Origin of the sequence: Rhizobium sp. 62_C5_N11_2 (genome assembly GCF_051811185.1) — a bacterium.
In the GTDB taxonomy this organism is placed as follows: Bacteria; Pseudomonadota; Alphaproteobacteria; order Rhizobiales; family Rhizobiaceae; genus Rhizobium; species Rhizobium leguminosarum.
In genome coordinates this window covers 398,303-414,685 of record NZ_JBPWPW010000003.1, presented here as the reverse complement: position 1 = coordinate 414,685, position 16,383 = coordinate 398,303, and the positions used below count along the sequence as shown (strand labels likewise).

The 16,383-nt window shown below is 60.3% G+C and carries 15 protein-coding genes; 9 read left to right on the top strand and 6 right to left on the bottom strand.

Annotated features, from left to right (window positions below):
• From AB8B31_RS31020 to AB8B31_RS31010, 3 genes are read right to left on the bottom strand one after another with little or no spacing between them, the layout of a single operon-like run.
• Complete coding sequence (locus AB8B31_RS31020; RefSeq protein WP_018246088.1) at nucleotides 1-858, bottom strand: carbohydrate ABC transporter permease; 858 nt, start codon at nucleotides 856-858, stop codon at nucleotides 1-3.
• Nucleotides 855-1,739, bottom strand: a complete 885-nt coding sequence (locus AB8B31_RS31015) for a carbohydrate ABC transporter permease (protein ID WP_018246087.1) — start codon at nucleotides 1,737-1,739, stop codon at nucleotides 855-857. Before AB8B31_RS31015 ends, AB8B31_RS31020 begins: the two co-directional genes overlap by 4 nt.
• A 13-nt stretch (nucleotides 1,740-1,752) precedes the next feature.
• Nucleotides 1,753-2,910, bottom strand: a complete 1,158-nt coding sequence (locus AB8B31_RS31010; RefSeq protein ID WP_018448632.1) for a Gfo/Idh/MocA family protein — start codon at nucleotides 2,908-2,910, stop codon at nucleotides 1,753-1,755.
• Between the two features lie 329 nt (nucleotides 2,911-3,239).
• Here AB8B31_RS31010 and yghX point away from each other — a divergent pair, with 329 nt between their 5' ends.
• Complete coding sequence (gene yghX, locus AB8B31_RS31005; protein WP_018246085.1) at nucleotides 3,240-4,127, top strand: YghX family hydrolase; 888 nt, start codon at nucleotides 3,240-3,242, stop codon at nucleotides 4,125-4,127.
• Between the two features lie 67 nt (nucleotides 4,128-4,194).
• Here yghX and AB8B31_RS31000 read toward each other — a convergent pair whose 3' ends face one another.
• Nucleotides 4,195-5,568, bottom strand: a complete 1,374-nt coding sequence (locus AB8B31_RS31000) for an MmgE/PrpD family protein (protein WP_018517212.1) — start codon at nucleotides 5,566-5,568, stop codon at nucleotides 4,195-4,197.
• Between the two features lie 39 nt (nucleotides 5,569-5,607).
• Here AB8B31_RS31000 and AB8B31_RS30995 point away from each other — a divergent pair, with 39 nt between their 5' ends.
• The 8 genes from AB8B31_RS30995 to AB8B31_RS30960 all read left to right on the top strand — a co-directional run bounded on the left by AB8B31_RS30995 (nucleotide 5,608) and on the right by AB8B31_RS30960 (nucleotide 15,105).
• Nucleotides 5,608-6,582 carry a LysR family transcriptional regulator gene (locus AB8B31_RS30995; RefSeq protein ID WP_018246616.1) on the top strand — a complete coding sequence of 325 codons (975 nt, stop codon included), beginning with the start codon at nucleotides 5,608-5,610 and terminating at the stop codon, nucleotides 6,580-6,582.
• A 37-nt stretch (nucleotides 6,583-6,619) separates the two neighbouring features.
• Nucleotides 6,620-7,525 (top strand): LysR family transcriptional regulator, encoded by a 906-nt coding sequence (locus AB8B31_RS30990; RefSeq protein WP_018246615.1) that lies wholly within the window; start codon nucleotides 6,620-6,622, stop codon nucleotides 7,523-7,525.
• Nucleotides 7,526-7,703: 178 nt separating this feature from the next.
• Nucleotides 7,704-8,648 carry an ABC transporter permease gene (locus AB8B31_RS30985; RefSeq protein WP_018246614.1) on the top strand — a complete coding sequence of 315 codons (945 nt, stop codon included), beginning with the start codon at nucleotides 7,704-7,706 and terminating at the stop codon, nucleotides 8,646-8,648.
• Entirely contained in the window at nucleotides 8,645-9,463 is an 819-nt protein-coding gene (locus AB8B31_RS30980) for an ABC transporter permease (protein ID WP_017992060.1), read from the top strand. The genes AB8B31_RS30985 and AB8B31_RS30980 overlap by 4 nt, the downstream gene beginning before the upstream one ends.
• Nucleotides 9,460-11,088, top strand: coding sequence for an ABC transporter ATP-binding protein (locus AB8B31_RS30975; protein WP_018246613.1), 1,629 nt, complete (start codon nucleotides 9,460-9,462; stop codon nucleotides 11,086-11,088). The genes AB8B31_RS30980 and AB8B31_RS30975 overlap by 4 nt, the downstream gene beginning before the upstream one ends.
• Before the next feature lies 1 nt (nucleotide 11,089).
• Complete coding sequence (locus AB8B31_RS30970; protein WP_018246612.1) at nucleotides 11,090-11,953, top strand: serine hydrolase; 864 nt, start codon at nucleotides 11,090-11,092, stop codon at nucleotides 11,951-11,953.
• Nucleotides 11,954-11,977: 24 nt separating this feature from the next.
• Complete coding sequence (locus AB8B31_RS30965; protein ID WP_018246611.1) at nucleotides 11,978-13,522, top strand: ABC transporter substrate-binding protein; 1,545 nt, start codon at nucleotides 11,978-11,980, stop codon at nucleotides 13,520-13,522.
• A 134-nt stretch (nucleotides 13,523-13,656) separates the two neighbouring features.
• On the top strand, nucleotides 13,657-15,105 hold the full coding sequence (locus tag AB8B31_RS30960) for a M20 family metallopeptidase (protein ID WP_026188783.1): 1,449 nt from the start codon (nucleotides 13,657-13,659) through the stop codon (nucleotides 15,103-15,105).
• A gap of 269 nt (nucleotides 15,106-15,374) precedes the next feature.
• Here AB8B31_RS30960 and AB8B31_RS30955 read toward each other — a convergent pair whose 3' ends face one another.
• Together AB8B31_RS30955 and AB8B31_RS30950 are read right to left on the bottom strand one after the other, a co-directional pair.
• Nucleotides 15,375-15,815, bottom strand: coding sequence for a DMT family transporter (locus AB8B31_RS30955; RefSeq protein ID WP_018246610.1), 441 nt, complete (start codon nucleotides 15,813-15,815; stop codon nucleotides 15,375-15,377).
• Complete coding sequence (locus AB8B31_RS30950) at nucleotides 15,812-16,297, bottom strand: DMT family transporter (RefSeq protein ID WP_026188782.1); 486 nt, start codon at nucleotides 16,295-16,297, stop codon at nucleotides 15,812-15,814. Before AB8B31_RS30950 ends, AB8B31_RS30955 begins: the two co-directional genes overlap by 4 nt.
• Nucleotides 16,298-16,383 lie beyond the last annotated feature (86 nt).

Below are 16,383 nucleotides of genomic sequence, written 5' to 3'. Positions count from 1 at the left end.
TTATTGTTTCACCGCACCGGCGGTCAGCCCGCCGACAAGGTAGCGCTGAAGGAAGAAGATAACGACCATCGCCGGCGCGATACCGACGAAGGAAGCCGCCATCAGTTCGTTCCAGATGACCTCCTGCTTGCCGAAGTAAGCAAAGAGCCCCACCGGCAAGGGCATGTATTCGGTCTTCGAGTTGAACGTCAGCGCGAAGATGAATTGCTGGGCGTAAGCGCCGATGAAGGTGGTTATGGCGACGACGATAATCCCCGGCATCGCGATGGGCAGGATGACACGGCGAAGCGTGTAGAAATGGCTGGCGCCATCCATATAGGCCGCTTCGTTCAGCTCCTGCGGAATACGGATCATGTAGGTGCGCAGCAGCCAGATCGCCGAAGGAATCAGGAAGGCGACGCCCGGCACGATCATCGCGAGATAGGTGTTGAGCACACCCATGCTGCGCATCAGCCGGAAGAGCGGGATCAACAGCACGGCGCCGGAGAACATGTTCACGGTCAGGAATGCGCCGAGCAGGATCCCCATGCCCTTGAATTCGAACTTCGCGAAAGCATAGGCGGCCGGAATGACGAGGCAAAGCACGATCAGCGTGACGATGATCGAGATGAAGAAAGAATTGAAGATATAGCGACCGAAACCCGGCACGCTGATCCACATCGTCCGATAGGCTTCGAACGAGCCGTTCTCCGGCCAGAAGCGGTAGGGCGAGGAGAAGAGCTGGCTGAGCGGCTTCAGTGAAACCAGGAAACCTTCAACGAAGGGCGACAGCACGAAGAAAAGAAACACCGCGATGCCGCAATAAATCAGAATGATTTCCCACCAGCGATAACGGTCGATCATGGCTGCATTGCTCATGCGCGCTTCTCCGGATTGAGGCGGCGGGTAACGCGGAAATAGGCGAAGCAGAAGAGCGACAGGAAGATGCAGATCAAAACGGCGCGCGCTGCACCTTCACCGTATTTCTTCGAGCCGATCGCGGTCTGATAGGTATCGATGATCATCGTCGTCGTCTCGCCGCTCGGTCCGCCCTGAGTCAGAATCCAGATGATGTCGAAGGAGTTGAAGGTGGCGATCAGCGAGAGCATCGACATGGTGATGATCGCCGGAACCATCAGAGGCAGCGTGATGCGGCGGAAGCGATACCAACGACCGGCGCCGTCGGTCCAGGCGGCCTCGTAGAGATCCTTCGGAATCGATTGGATCGCCGCCAGGAAGTAGATCGTCACCAGCGGCACGCCGATCCACACGTCGGTGATGATCGTGGCCCAGAAGGCCGTGCTTCCATAGGCGAGGAAGGCGACCGGGCCGTCGACGAGACCGAAGCGCTGCAACATGCCCGATATCATCCCGAACTGGCCATTATACATCCAGCCCCACATGAAGATGCCGATCGCCATCGGCACGATCCATGGCGGCATGGTCAAAAGCCGGAACAATGAGCGGCCGGGCACCGCGGCGTTCAGCATGGTCGCACCGAACGTGCCGATCACCATTTTCAAGGCGACAGAGAAGAACGTCCAGATGAAGGTGCGGATGATGACTTCCGCAAACCGCGCATCGAAGATCTTCTCGTAATTAATCCAGCCGACCCAATTGGTGGTCTTCTTGAGGGAGGCATCGGTGAAGGAGAGAATGAATGTATCGACCAGCGGGTAGGCGACGATCGCCAGAACATAAAGGACAGCCGGAAGAAGAAGGATCCAGGCGAAGATGACCGTGCTTCTTTGAACACTCATCTTGCCGCCCTCCTCAAGCCGCTCTTGCGTGAAGGGCTTCGTCGAAGCGGTCCCAGACGGGTCTGAGATCGACGACCATTTTCTTCATCCTCGCTTCGTCCATCGCCAAGGCGAGGATGCCGGCTTCGAGCGCATTCAGCGTCGAAACAGGAAGCTCGAGCCCGGTGCGCACGCTTTCAAGCAGGTCGCTCGCCATCTGTTCATCGGCGCCGTAATGCTGGGACAGCTCCGTGGCGGCATATTTGTTTTCGACCACCTTGTTGCCGGTCAGCTGTTCGTGCACGTCGAGATAACCGCGAACGAAATCGCCTTCGGCCATGCCGCGCGAGCCCATGATGGCGAAACGGCGGAACTGGTCGGGCACGTTCAGATTGGTGTGGAAATTCATGCCGACGCCATTGGCATATTCGACGATCGCGACCTGATAGTCGATGATATCGGCGTCGCTGTCGAAGACCTTGTCCGACCCCATCCATCCGCTCGGCTTGCGGTGGAAAAGCTCGAGGTCGTTGATACCCTCGCGCGCCGGGTCGTTGTCCGGAATGAAACTCTTGCGGCCGCCGAAACTTGCAACGCGCTCCGGCCTTGCGCCGACGACACCATTGTAAAGATCGAGGTCGTGGCAGCATTTCTCCAGCATGAAGCTGCCGGAATAGCGCTCATAGCGGCGCCAGTCGCGCATGAAAAAGGCGCCATGATAAGGCTCGATATGTTCGGAGGCCTCGATCGACACGATCTGGCCAAGCTTGCCCTCGGCCTGGATGGCGCGCAGATCCTTGTAAAGAGGAGAATAGCGCAGGACGAGACCGACCATCAGCCGCTCGTGGCCGAATTTTGCCATCAGATGGGCAAGCTCGATGCTTTCGGTGATGGTCGTGACGATCGGCTTTTCGCAGAAGACCTTGAGGCCGGCTTGAAGTCCGAGCCTGATATGATCGAGATGCAGGTGATTGGGAGAGCCGATCATCAGCAGATCGAGCTTTTCGGAAGCGAGGAGTTCCTCCGGCGAGCCATAGGCCTTGCCGACTGAAATTCCCTTTTCCGTCAATCCGGGAAGTCCGGCAGGTTCCGGATCCACATAGCCTACGATGTCGAAGCTGCTATCAATTGCCTTGAAAACATAGCCGAGATAGCCGAGCCGGAATCCTAGCCCGATGATTCCCACTTTCATGCCGATCAAGTTCCCATTTAGTAATTTATTTTCTTTAAGTTGGGACAAAAATCGGGAGGCGTCAATAGAAAACGGGCCTCAAAGCGCGAGTATGAAATTAATTTTCATAGATCGGTAGCCGGCGGTCGATTGCTGGCTGCGACCGGCCGGACGCCGATTGCCAAAGGGAACAGTCCGCTTCTCTTGAAGCCGGGGCGGCGAATTCAGCGACTGTTGGCGCAGCCATCGATTGCCCCGGCAAGCTCACGCGGAACTCGCGAAATGTTGAAAAGAGTCGCGAGTTTACCTGTGTAGGATGGTGCGAGAACCGGAGGCAAGGAGGAGCCATCATGACCCGAATGACAGCCAAGGATTTCCCTCAGGAACTTCTCGAACTCTACGATTATTACGCGCACGGGAGAATTACCAAGCGCGAGTTTCTCGACCGCGCCGGCAAATTCGCCGTCGGCGGCGTCACGGCGGCCGCCATTCTTGCATCGCTGAGCCCTGACTATGCGCTGGCGACCCAGGTCGAGTTCACCGATCCCGATATATCAGCCGAATACATCACCTATCCCTCGCCAAAGGGAAATGGAGATGTCCGCGCCTATCTCGTCCGCCCCAAAAACGCGACCGGCAAAATCGCGGCCGTGGTGGTCGTTCACGAGAACAGGGGCCTGAACCCCTATATCGAGGATGTAGCGCGGCGTGTGGCAAAGGCGGGTTTCGTAGCACTTGCGCCGGATGGCCTCACGTCGGTCGGAGGCTACCCCGGCAATGACGAAAAGGGGCGGGAACTCCAGCAGAAGGTCGACCCGGAAAAACTGATGAACGACTTCTTCGCGGCGGTCGAATTTTTGATGCACAGCGATCTCACCACCGGCAAGGTCGGCATCACCGGCTTCTGCTATGGCGGTGGCGTTGCCAACGCTGCGGCGGTTGCCTATCCGGAACTTGCCGCCGCCGTGCCCTTTTACGGCCGACAGCCCCGCGCCGAAGACGTGCCGAAGATCAAGGCGCCGTTGCTTCTCCATTATGCCGGGCTGGACAAGGGCATCAACGAAGGCTGGCCGGCCTATGAAGCTGCGCTGAAGTCATCAGGAAAAACATTCGAGGCTTACATCTATCCTGACGTCAATCACGGCTTCCACAATGATTCCACGCCGCGCTATGACGAGGCGGCTGCCAAGCTCGCCTGGCAGCGAACGGTCGACTGGTTTACGAAATACCTCGCCTGAGAAGGCCGTGGCTTGAACGATGCTGCGGCGGGGAGGCTTCCCCGCCGCCTATCCGTCCCGCGGCTTGTCACGGCGACTGACGGCCTGTGATCAGGTTCCAGAAGCGATCGTCGCCGGACAGGTTTTCCAAATCGGCAAGCCTGCGAAGCTGCAGGAAAGAGGCGCCGGACACATTCCGATTTCCCCAGCGCAAGCAGTCCATCAATTTGACTTCGCGTTCATGCACGCTCATCGGCGCTTCGAGCGATCCTTTCGCATGCAAGCGGGACTTGTTCAAAACGCGCCCGTCGCGCATCGTGACCGTGACGACATGCGGGAGGCGCTCCACGCCTTTTTCCTCATCAGCCGAATAGGACCGCATTTCGATGCGCGGCATGAATTCCCGGATTTCCGGCCGTCCGATCTCCTGCCGTGTAAAGTCCGAAAGGCTAAGGGCGCCTTTGAGGAAAGCTGTCGCCAGGCAATATTGCATCGAGAAGCGGGCCTCCACCTCGTCGGCGGGGTCGGGATAAGCGAGGTTGCGGGCAGCGGATATGCCGACTTTCGTCTCGATCCTGGCAATGTCGCCCGCCAAAAGTCCATGCTCCTGCTTCAGATCCAGAAGCGCGTCGATTGCGCGATGGGTGGAGGCGCAGCAGGGATGGCGCTTGGTCACCACACCCCGGCTTTCGATGATATGCTCTTCGTCAAATGTCAGGCCTTCCCAGCCCTTGGCATCATCGCCTCCGAAAAGGTCGAGGAAGCCTTGCGGCCGCTCGAGGATATCCGGCCGCCCGCTCATGCCCGCAAGCGCCATGCGCGCCGCATCCACGGCATTGCGCGCGGCAATGCCGGCGTGAAGCGGTTTGGCGGTCGTGCCGAATTGCCCTTTCGGGCCACAGGCGAAGCTCGTCGCGAGGCTCATGGCCGCGACCAGGCTTTCTTCGTCGGCACCGAGAAGCCGTGCCACTCCAGCCGCAGCCCCAATGCTGCCGACCGTCGCCGTTGCGTGCCAGCCCCTGTTGTAATGAGAGGGATTGACGCCGAAGCCGACCGCCGCCTGCGCTTCCAGCCCGGCCAGGTAGGCCTCGAGAAACCGTTTTCCGCTTGTCACCTTGCCGCTCGCCAGAACCGCCAGCAGCGCCGGCACCAGCACCGCGGAAGCATGCGCCCTCGCCGGATGGAAATTGTCATCGAAATCGAGCGCATGAGCCGCCGTTGCATTGATGAGTGCGGCGAGCGAGGGTGAGACGGAGCCGCCGGTGACGAGCCGCGCTTCGCCACCTCCGACGATTTCCCCATCGAAAGCGCGAGTGAGCGCGGCAACGCTTTCATCGCCTCTGCCCGCAATCATGCAGCCGATGGCGTCCACCGCTGCATCTCTTGCCCGGTCCATGGCGAGGTTTGAGAACGCCGTTCGCGACAGGACCTGTTCCGCGATCTTCCGGAGAATGGTGGCCATTGACGAAAGTCTTTCCGTGAGTTTGGTTCTCAGCGGAAAATGTTCAAGTTTCCGCTGGTCCGCAATCTTATGCGGTTTGCGGGTAGGGCTATCGACATTGGAGATAGAATGGCGCGAGACACGAGTGCGGCGATCAGCCTGAAGCATATCGAGGCCTATGACGCCATCGCCGCGACGGGCTCGACGATCGCCGCTTCCGTTGAGCTTGGGATCTCGCAATCGAACGCCAGTCGCTTGTTGCAGCAACTGGAAGACTATCTCGGCGTCCGGCTTTTCGACCGGGAAAAGAACCGGCTTCAACCGACCCGCGAGGGGCTGCAGCTCGGCCCGGAAATCCGTGCCATTTCCGACCGGCTACGTGCCTTGAAAACGGCGGCGATGGAGCTCGAGAGCGGTCGATCGCGCGAGATCATGCTGCGGCTCGCCTTTCCCGCCAGCCTTTCCACGACGCGCATTCCGAAGCTGCTGAAGAACTTTCTCGCGGCGAATGGTCCGATGCGCGTCGAAGTCGCATCCGGCAGCTATCTCGCAATTGAACGGATGGTGGCCGACGGCGAGGCCGATCTCGGTTTCGCGCGTCTGCCGCTGATGAGCCCGGGACTGAAACAGGAGAAGATCCTGTCGTCGCGGATCATTTGCGCCCTACACAAGGATCATCCCAAGGCCGGCAGCCGCCTATTGTTGGTCGGCGACCTGAAGGGGCAGGATCTGATCATGCTGAACAGGGAGCGACCGGTTCGCCACGAGCTTGAGGCGTTATTCTACAAGGCCGGCATCCGCCAACGCCCCCTGCTCGAAGCGCATTCGGTGGCGAGTGCCTGCGCGCTGGCCGCCCAGGGGCTCGGCATTGCGCTGGTCGGCGAGATCATCGCCCGCGAATTTGCGACGCTGCCGCTGCAGTTCATTCCGCTCGAACCGGAACTGCCGGTTGCCTATGCGCTGATCAGCGGAGAGAAATTTCCGATGCCCAAGGCAGCCGGCCTCTTCCTTCAAAGCATTTCGGACTGGGCATGATGACGGTGCTTGAACCGTCCCGGGGGATCGAAAACGCATGAATATCAAGCAACTGGAAGTCTTGCGCACGCTTCTGGCGACGGGGTCGACGATTGCCACGGCAAAGACGATGGGGCTCAGTCAATCCGGCGTCAGCCGCCTCCTGCAGCAGCTCGAGGCGGACCTTTCGATGTCGCTTTTCGTCCGCGACAAAGGCCGTCTCGTCCCCACCCCCGAGGCTCTGCTTCTTGCCCGCGATGCCGAGACCATCTTGCTCGCGGTCGATCGGATGTCGGGCCACGCGGAGGATTTAAGAAGCGGCGCCGCCGGCCCGGAGATCGTCCGCATCGGCCTGCCGAGCAGCATGTGGGAGCATTTCGCGCCGGCAATGCTGGCCGATTACATCAGCGATTTCCCCGGTGTGCGGATCGAAACCTTCTTCGAGACGACGACCGCGATCAATAAGCTCGTCGAGCAGAGGGTGATCGATTTCGGCTTTCTGCGCATGGAGGGTGAGAGCGGACCGGGCATCGAGGTCGAGCGCGTCGCCACCGGCGAAAGTGTCTGCGTCGTGCCGAAGGATCATCCTCTCGCGAAGCTGGAGGAAATCACGGTCAGGAATTTGCGCGACGTGCCTCTCATTCTGATTGGTCGCCAGCGGCCGAACCGCATGGCGCTCGACCAGACCTTCCGGCGGGCCGGCGTCAAGCAGATCGTCAAGATCGAGACGCATACCAACAGTTCGGCCTGTTCCTACGTCGCGCATGGCCTTGGGGTCACGATCATCAGCAGCTTTTATGCGAATCTCTATCGCCACCTGCCGGTGGTTCACCGTCCTTTTGTGCCACGCGCGACCCAGGAATTCGGATTGGCGAGGGCGGTCGGGACGCCACTCTCGATTGCCGCCCACGCCCTGAGCGACGCCTTGAAGCGACAGATCAAGCTTTCGCAAAAAGACATTTGAAATCAAATTTTTAGCCTGAATTCCTACACGAAAGCAGCCGCTTTGGTTGCGGTCGTATTCCGCATAGACTTATGACGGAATCGCATAATATTGCGGATATTTCTTCATTCGATCATAGTCTGCGGCAACGAAACCGATGGCGCTGGGCACTGCCCGTCGCCCATCGCGGGGAACAAAAATGCTGAAATTCGTCCTGAACCGCCTGTTGATGGCATTGCCGACGATCGTCCTCGTTTCGGTGACAGTCTTCACGCTGATCCGCTTCATACCCGGCGATCCGGCGGCACTGATGCTGGGTGATATGGCTGAGCCGGCTCAGATCGCGGCGATGCGCTCGGAACTCGGCCTCGACAAATCGCTGCCGGAACAGTTCCTGATCTGGACCGCCAACGTCGTGCAGGGTGACTTCGGCCGTTCGATCGTCAATAACGAGGCGGTTCTGCCGCTCGTCGCATCACGCTTTCTGGTCAGCGCCGAAATCGTCGTCGTCGCCGTTCTTCTGGCGAGCCTCATCGCCGTGCCGGCGGGCGTCATCGCCGCCTGGCGGCAAAACAGTCTGACGGACCTGGCGCTGGTCGGCACGGCCACGATCCTGCTGTCGATCCCGACATTCTGGCTCGGACTTCTGCTTCTGCTTTTCTTCGGCTTGAAACTCGGTTGGTTACCGGTCCTCGGCTATGTCTCGATCGGCAGCAACGTCACCGGTGGCCTGCTCTACCTCGTGCTGCCGATCATGACCCTGGTCATTCACGAAATGGGTGTGTTGATCCGCATGGCACGCGCCTCGACGCTGGAAGTGCTGCGGCTCGACTATATCACCCACGCCCGCGCCAAGGGGCTTTCCGAGAGCGCCGTGCTTTGGCGGCACGCCTTCAAGAATGCCTTCGGCCCAACCTGGACAGTCATCGGTCTGATCCTCGGCAATCTGCTCGGCGGCATTGCCGTCATCGAGACGGTCTTCACCATTCCGGGGCTCGGGCGACTGATGGTCGACAGTATTTTTGCCCGCGACTACCCCGTTATCCAGGGTTGCCTGCTGTTCGTCTCGCTTTCCTATGTGCTGGTCAATTTGGTCGTCGACCTGCTCTATCCCTTGTTCGATCCGCGGGTAGTCGCCGAATGAAAAACGTCACGTTCAACGGCTTCATCGGCAGCATTCTGATTGCCGCATTGCTCATCTCCGCTGCGATCGGCCTTTTCTGGACCCCCTATGATCCGATGAAGCTCGGCTTCACCGCACGGCTGGCGGCGCCAAGCAGCGCCCACTGGCTCGGAACCGACGAATTCGGCCGCGACGTGCTCAGCCGCCTGATCGTCGGCGCCCGGGCGAGCGTCTGGATCGGCACCTTGACGGTCACATTCGCAACGGTGTGCGGCACGCTGATCGGTCTCGTCAGCGGTTACGCCCGTGGTTGGATCGACGCCGTCATCATGGCAGTCAACAATGCGCTTCTCGCCTTCCCGGGCATCCTTCTGGCGCTTGGATTGCTCGCGGTCTTCGGCGCCAACCAATATGGCATCATCTTCGCGCTGGGCATTGCCTATTCGCCCTCGATGGCCCGCGTTGTCCGGGGTGCCGTCCTGTCGCTGCGCGAGCGGGAGTTCATCGAGGCCTCCAAGGTGATGGGCAATGGCGAGCTCTACACCATGTTCCGCCATATCCTCCCCAATTGCATCGCCCCGATCACCGTGCTTGCGACCTCGATGTTCGGCTGGGCGATCCTTTCAGAAAGCGCGCTCAGCTTTCTCGGTCTCGGCGTCCCGCCACCGGCGCCGACCTGGGGCAACATGCTGGCCGCCGGCCGACCATTCATCGAACAGGCTGTCTGGCTGGGTCTGTTCCCAGGCCTGGCGATCGCCCTGACGCTCCTCGGCATCAATCTTCTGGGCGACGCTCTTCGAGACAAGCTTGATCCGCGGATGAGGGGGCTGAAATGACCAATAAAACGCTTTTGAATGTCCGCAACCTGTCGCTTCAGGTCACTGGGACCGGTGTGCAGGTCGTCAAGAACGTGAGCTTCGACATCGCGCCAGGCGAGATCTTCGGCATTGTCGGAGAAAGCGGATCGGGCAAGACGCTGGCAACACGCGCCCTGATCTCGCTGCTGCCGGCGCCCATCAAGGTGATCGGCGGTTCTGTTGCCTACAAGGGACGCGACGTGCTTGCGATGAACGGCGCGCAATTGCGCCAATTGCGTGGAGCAGAAATCGGTGTCGTCTTCCAGGAGCCGATGACCTCGCTCAATCCCTCGATGATCGTCGGCCGCCAACTCGAAGAAGGGTTGCAGCTGCACACGAAACTTTCGCGGGAAGAGCGGCGCAGCCGGATCCTCGACATGCTGAACCGGGTCGGGATCCGCGATCCCGCCGGAGCGCTCACTTCCTATCCGCATGAATTCTCGGGCGGCATGCGCCAGCGCATCATGCTGGCATCGGTCATGCTGCTGAAACCGGCGCTCTTGATCGCCGACGAGCCGACGACGGCGCTCGATGCCGTGATCCAGCGCGACGTCATGGAATTGATGGTGGAACTGACACAGGCGGAAGGCACCGCCGTGCTGCTGATCAGTCACGATCTGCCGATGGTTGCCCGTTACACGAACCGCATCGTCGTCATGGAAAAGGGCGTGATTGTCGAAGAAGGACGCACCGCCGATCTGCTTGACGCGCCGCAGCGTGCCTATACGAAGAAACTGCTCTCCTCCCTGCCGTTTCGCGGAGAGACGCGGACGATCGACAAGACCAAGGCGCCGATGGTCTCGGCGCGGGATATCGTCGTCGACTATGCAGGCCGGCGGTCGCTGATGAAGAAGGCAACGCCGAAACGGGCGCTGCATGGCGTCAGCATCGATATCCACGAGGGCGAAGTCGTGGCCCTGGTCGGCGGTTCGGGTTCCGGCAAGACCACGCTCGGCCGCACCATTGCCGGACTGGTCCGGGAGAGCGAAGGCGATATCCGGTTCAAGGGACGCAGCCGCGACGACGACTGGATGGACTATCGGCTGAATTGCCAGATGGTTTTTCAGGATCCTTATTCCTCGCTCGATCCGCGCATGACCATCGTCGCGCTTGTGGGAGAAGCGCTGCGGCTCGTTCCCGATCTCGACGCTGCGGCAAAGCGCAAGCGCGCCCTGGGGACGCTGGAGGAAGTCGGGCTTGGGGCCGATTATGCCGAGCGCTACCCGCATGAGCTTTCGGGCGGCCAGCGCCAGCGCGTGGCGATTGCCCGGGCCATTGCGCGCCGGCCGAAATTCCTGATCGCCGACGAACCGGTATCGGCGCTTGACGTGACGGTCCGGGCGCAGGTGCTCGAACTCCTGTCCGATCTGCAAAAACGCTACGGCTTTTCCTGCCTGTTCATCAGCCACGATCTCGGCGTGGTCGAACAGGTTGCCGATCGCGTCGTCGTCATGCAGGACGGCCGGATCATCGAGGAGGGCGACCGCAATACGGTTTTCGACAGCCCGAAGGAGGCCTATACGCAAAGGCTTCTCTCGGCCATCCCCGCTCTGGACCACAATGCTCAGGGCGGCGTGATCCTCAAATGGCGCCTGGAGAACTGACATGACGACGATGATTGAATCCACAAAGCTCGCGGAGCGATTGAACGCGATCTGCGATGCCCAGCCTTTCGTGACGCGCTTCATGGTGCGTGCGCTTGGCAGCGGTGAAACGATCGGCAGAGGCGCGGACGAGGAAACGCCCTCCGCCAGCACCCGAAAGACCTCGATCATGATGGCAGCCCTGAAGGCCGCGCATGAAGGCCGCCTCGATCTGGACGAACGGATTACCTACGAAAAGCGCTTCGCCGAGGAAGTGGCGAGCGGGATGTTCCGCTATCTGACGCCCGGTATCGTCATATCGCTGCGCGATGCCATCACCGGCATGATGGTGCTGAGCGACAATGTCTGCACCAAGATGGTCTTCGAAAGGCTGACGCTCGAAGAGGTCGACGGTTATTGCAAGTCGATCGGCATGTCAGGCACCAACCATCGCTTCCTCATCCCTCCCTTGGCGCTGTCGCCCGATCATTCCCTGAAGGCCGTCACCACGACGACGGCGCGGGATCAGGTCTATCTGCTGCAGACCATCCTGGATGCCCAGGATTCGCCGGAAGCCGCGGACCGGCTCGGCTGCTCGCAGGCGCTGTGCGCTTACGCGCTTCAAACCCTGAAGAACCAGATCCTGCGTTATGCCATTCCTTCCCGGCTGCCATTCGGTGTGCTCGTCGCCCACAAGGGCGGCACGGGAAAGCGCGGCCGCATGAATGCCGGTATCGTCTATCGCGACGGGTCCCCCTTCTACATCATCGCCGCCTATACCGACGATGTGCCGCAGGAAATGCCGGACGGCACCCCTGGCTACACGGTCGCGCTTGAAACCATCGGCAGGCTTTCACGCGCCTGCTGGGATGAACTCCGATCCTAACAATCCATAAAAGAGGGTAGAACAATGCATAAGCTTCTTCTTGCAGGGACCATGTTGATGGCGATGACCGGCGTGGTCGACGCCCGCGACATCGTCGTGGCTCAAAGCTCCGATCTGCGCAGCGCCAATCCAGGCGTCAATCGCGACGGCAATACCGATGGCGTCATCCTGCATATCGTCGAAGGACTCGTCGGCTATGCCAACAACGGCGAGGTCAAGCCGCTGCTGGCAAAGAGCTTCGAAGTCTCGGCGGATGGGCTGAGCTACAGCTTCAAACTGCGTGACGACGTCAAATTTCACAACGGCAAGACATTGACCGCCGATGACGTCGTGTGGAACTGGAACCGCTATCTCAAGCCCGAAACGAAATGGACCTGCCTTCCTGATTTCGACGGCAGCGGCAGCGTGCATGTTACGGGGGTCAAGGCAGTCGATGCTTCCACAGTCACCATCACGCTGGAAAAGCCATCCGCGATTTTCCTTGGCCTGATGTCGCGCCCCGAATGCGGTTATACCGGGATGATCTCGCCGGAATCGGTCGGCTCGGACGGCAGCTTCATCAAACCGATCGGCACCGGTCCCTTCAAATGGGATGAATGGAAGAAGGGCGAGTATATCCACCTTGCCAAGTTTGACGATTATGTGTCGCCCCAGAACGACGGCAAGCCCGATGGCATGGTCGGCTCCAAACGCCCTCTCGTCGATGGCATCAAGTTCATGGTCATTCCCGATGCTTCGACCGTAAAGGCCGGCCTTCAGTCCGGTGTGCTCGACACCGCGGAGATTTCGCCGGATCTCATTCCCGAATTCAAGACGAGCGACACGATGCAACTGATCGTGGCGCGCAACAACGGCAAAAACCTCTTCTACATCCAGACGCGCGACAAGGTTCTGAGCAATCCCGGCGTGCGCCGCGCCATGGCGATGGCACTCGATCTCGACCAGCTCGTCGAGGCCGCCTCCAATGGCACCGGAGCAGCCAACGGCTCCATGGTTTCGGAAGACTCGCTCTATTTCGACGATGTCCAGAAGACGCGTCTGCCCTACGACCTAGAGGCCGCGAAGAAGGAGCTTGCGACGGCCGGCTACAAGGGCGAGCCGATCACCATCATCGCCAACAAGCGCAGCAACGTGCCAAGCTTCCCGGCCGCGGTGATGGCGCAGGCCATGATGCAGCAGGCAGGTCTCAATGTGCAGATCGAGGTGCTCGACTATGCGACGCAGGTCGATCGTCGCCGCTCCGGCAACTACCAGATCATCTCGCAATCGGTCGCGCCGCGGCTCGATCCGGCGCTGATGTACGGCTTCTATGTCGGCAACAAGGACAAGAACGCTTCTTTGATGTGGGATGACCCGAAAGCCGTCGAGTTGATGAAGGCCGCCTATGCGGAGTCCGACCAGACGAAGCGTCAGGCGATCTTCGACGAGTTTCACACGCTGATGCTCAAGGAAATGCCGGGCATCTTCCTCTACGACATGGTCGATGTCTGGGGCGCGACCAAGAAGCTGAAGGGTCAGCCCGTCTGGCAATCGAATGCTCGTCTTTGGGAAGTTTCGCTCGACAATTGAGCCCGAATTGCCGCGCCCGGTGGATCGGGCGCCGCCATCCCACTTCGACAGTCAATAGGAGATCCGGCAGGCAGTCCTGCCGGATCCGGTGCAACACGTCCCTGTGGCGGCAGGACAGACAGCGAGGAAATGCCATGAATCTTGACGCGATCAGCTCTATTGCCGCGACGATCGAAAAGATGAAGCCGGATTATGTCGCTCTCAGCGACAGTATCTGGGATTTCGCGGAGTTGAAGTTCGAGGAGCGGCGGTCGTCGCAATTGCTGGCAAGGACACTCGAGGAAAACGGCTTTGCCGTGCGCCACGGCGTCGCAGACATGGAAACGGCCTTCATCGGCGAATCCGGCAGCGGCAAGCCGGTGATTGCCTTCCTCGGCGAATTCGATGCCCTGGCCGGAATGAGCCAGACCGCCGACGTGGCCGAGCCTCGTCCCCAAGCGGCGGGGGCGACCGGTCACGGCTGCGGACACAATCTGCTTGGCGTCGGGTCGCTGATGGCGGCGGTTGCGCTTGCCCGCCACCTCAAGGAGAACAACCTGCCCGGGACGGTGCGCTATTACGGCTGCCCAGGAGAGGAGGGCGGTTCCGGCAAGACCTTCATGGTTCGCGCCGGCGCATTCGATGACGTCGATGCCGCCCTGACCTGGCATCCGGCCCCGTTCAACGGTGTACGTTCAACGAACAATCTTGCCGTTCTCGAATATTACTATCGCTTCAGGGGTGTCGCGGCACATGCTGCCAACAGCGCCCATCTCGGCCGTTCGGCACTGGATGCGGTCGAACTCATGAATGTCGGCGTCAATTTCCTGCGCGAACACATGCCGCAGGATTGTCGCGTTCATTACGCGATCACCGACACCGGCGGCAGGGCCGCCAATGTCGTGCAGGCCAGTGCCGAGGTTCTCTATCTGATCAGGGCGCCTGACATGCCGCAGGCGCTTGAGCTTGCCGGGCGCGTCGAGAAAGTTGCACGAGGTGCGGCGATGATGACCGAAACCGAGGTCGAGATCGTGTTCGACACCGCCTCGACGAACCTTCTTCCCAACATCACGCTGGAAACGGCAATGCACGAAAACATGGTCGCGCTCGGGCCGATAGCCTTCGACGAGGCCGACATCGCCTTCGCCAGGAAAATCCAGGTTACCTTCACTGAGGAAGCGATCAGGAGCAGCATCCGCCTCTATCAGATCAAGGGCGATGTGTTCTCCAATGCCAAGGTCGATGGCTCGGCGCCCTTGCACACCGGTCTGCGCGATTTCGAGGGACAATCGCATTTCCGGGCCGGATCGACCGATGTCGGCGACGTCAGCTGGGTGACGCCGACCGCGCAATGCTGGGCGCCAGCCTGGGCGATCGGCACCAATCCCCATACCTGGCAGGTCGTCGCGCAGGGAAAAAGCCCGGCCGCGCACAAGGCCATGGCGCATGCGGCCAAGACGCTTGCGACAACGGGGCTCGCATTGATGTCGTCATCCGACCTCCTGGCAGCCGCGACGGCCGAGTGGCGAGAAAAGACCAGCGGCAAAGCCTATACATGCCCGATCCCCGACAATGTGATGCCCGCAACGGTTCACAGCCGGTAGTTCCCGCCCGCTCGGGCTTCCCGGCTATTTCCGCTTGTCGAGCGCGCGCCTGCTCATTTTAGCCGCTGTTGCAATAGTCTTTGTCCGGTCGGACGCCGGCCGCCTGCCCTGGATTTAGCCCTTTCGCTAGGGAGCCGGGGCAAGTGAGCCCGGCGACTAAGGGCTGAGTGAAAGAGCAAATGCGGCGGGGATCCATTGCCCGCCGTCCATCCATCCCCGTGGCTTGCGACCGGTCAGCGATGGCACCGGAATGACAGCGCAGCGCTTGGCTATTGCGAGCCGTCGACTTTGCGTCGTCGCCGGCTGACCATCATTCCGCCGACGATGAGAATAATTCCGGTCGCGTTCGCCCAAAATGACGCTGGAACGGCGCTGATATAATCAAACGCCACCCCTGTTACCATCTGGCCACCGATGATCAGCAGAGCCGAATTAACCGCACCTATTCGAGCAATGACCCAACTGCCCGCGGCCACGAAAACAACGCCGATGGAACCACCCAGATAGGCGTACCAAGGCGCCTCGGCAGCGCCCGCAGGAAGCAGACCTCCGACAAAGAGACCAAGGCAGGTGAGGGCAGCAAAACCTATGGCATGATTCCAGAAGGATGCGATCAGCGGCGTGGTGGATATGCTCAACCGCCCATTCAGCTGACGACTGAGGCCAACGAGCACACCGCCCAGGCAAGCCAGGAGAATAAACACCGTCACGCCGCACCTCGCCCAAACAGGATAATGAGTGCAGCCCCCGTGACGACCAAGCCGAGCGCGGCGATGTCTCGTCTATCTGGATGCCGCTTTGGCAGACCGAACAGTCCCCAGCTGTCGGCCGCGACGCTGAAGGCGACCTGGCCTGCCAAACCCAACGCCAAGGTGCCGGAGAGCCCGAGCGGTGAGTTGACCGCAGTCGAGGTCAGAATCACCGTTGCCGCACCGGATATCCCACCGAAGTAGGCCCACCAAGGCGCGTTGGGGGCTTTTTCTACCCTCGGCCTGCCTCGGCGGTGGACCACCAGGAGAAGAATGACGGCTGCGATGATGCCCGTGCCGTGCGCGGTCCAAGATGAGAACAGGGGATTCCCATAACGGGCCAATTCCCCATTGAGATGCACCATAAAAGTCAGGAGCCCACCCGTGGCAAAAGCTCCGATGAAGTAGATGGGATGCGAATTACGCGCTGCTTCGGTGGTCATTACGGATCCTGTCAAAGAATCGATTGCGCCTTTCAAATTGCCACTAAGGCCATTCATCGGCATTTTCAGCAAGATGATTAGCACCG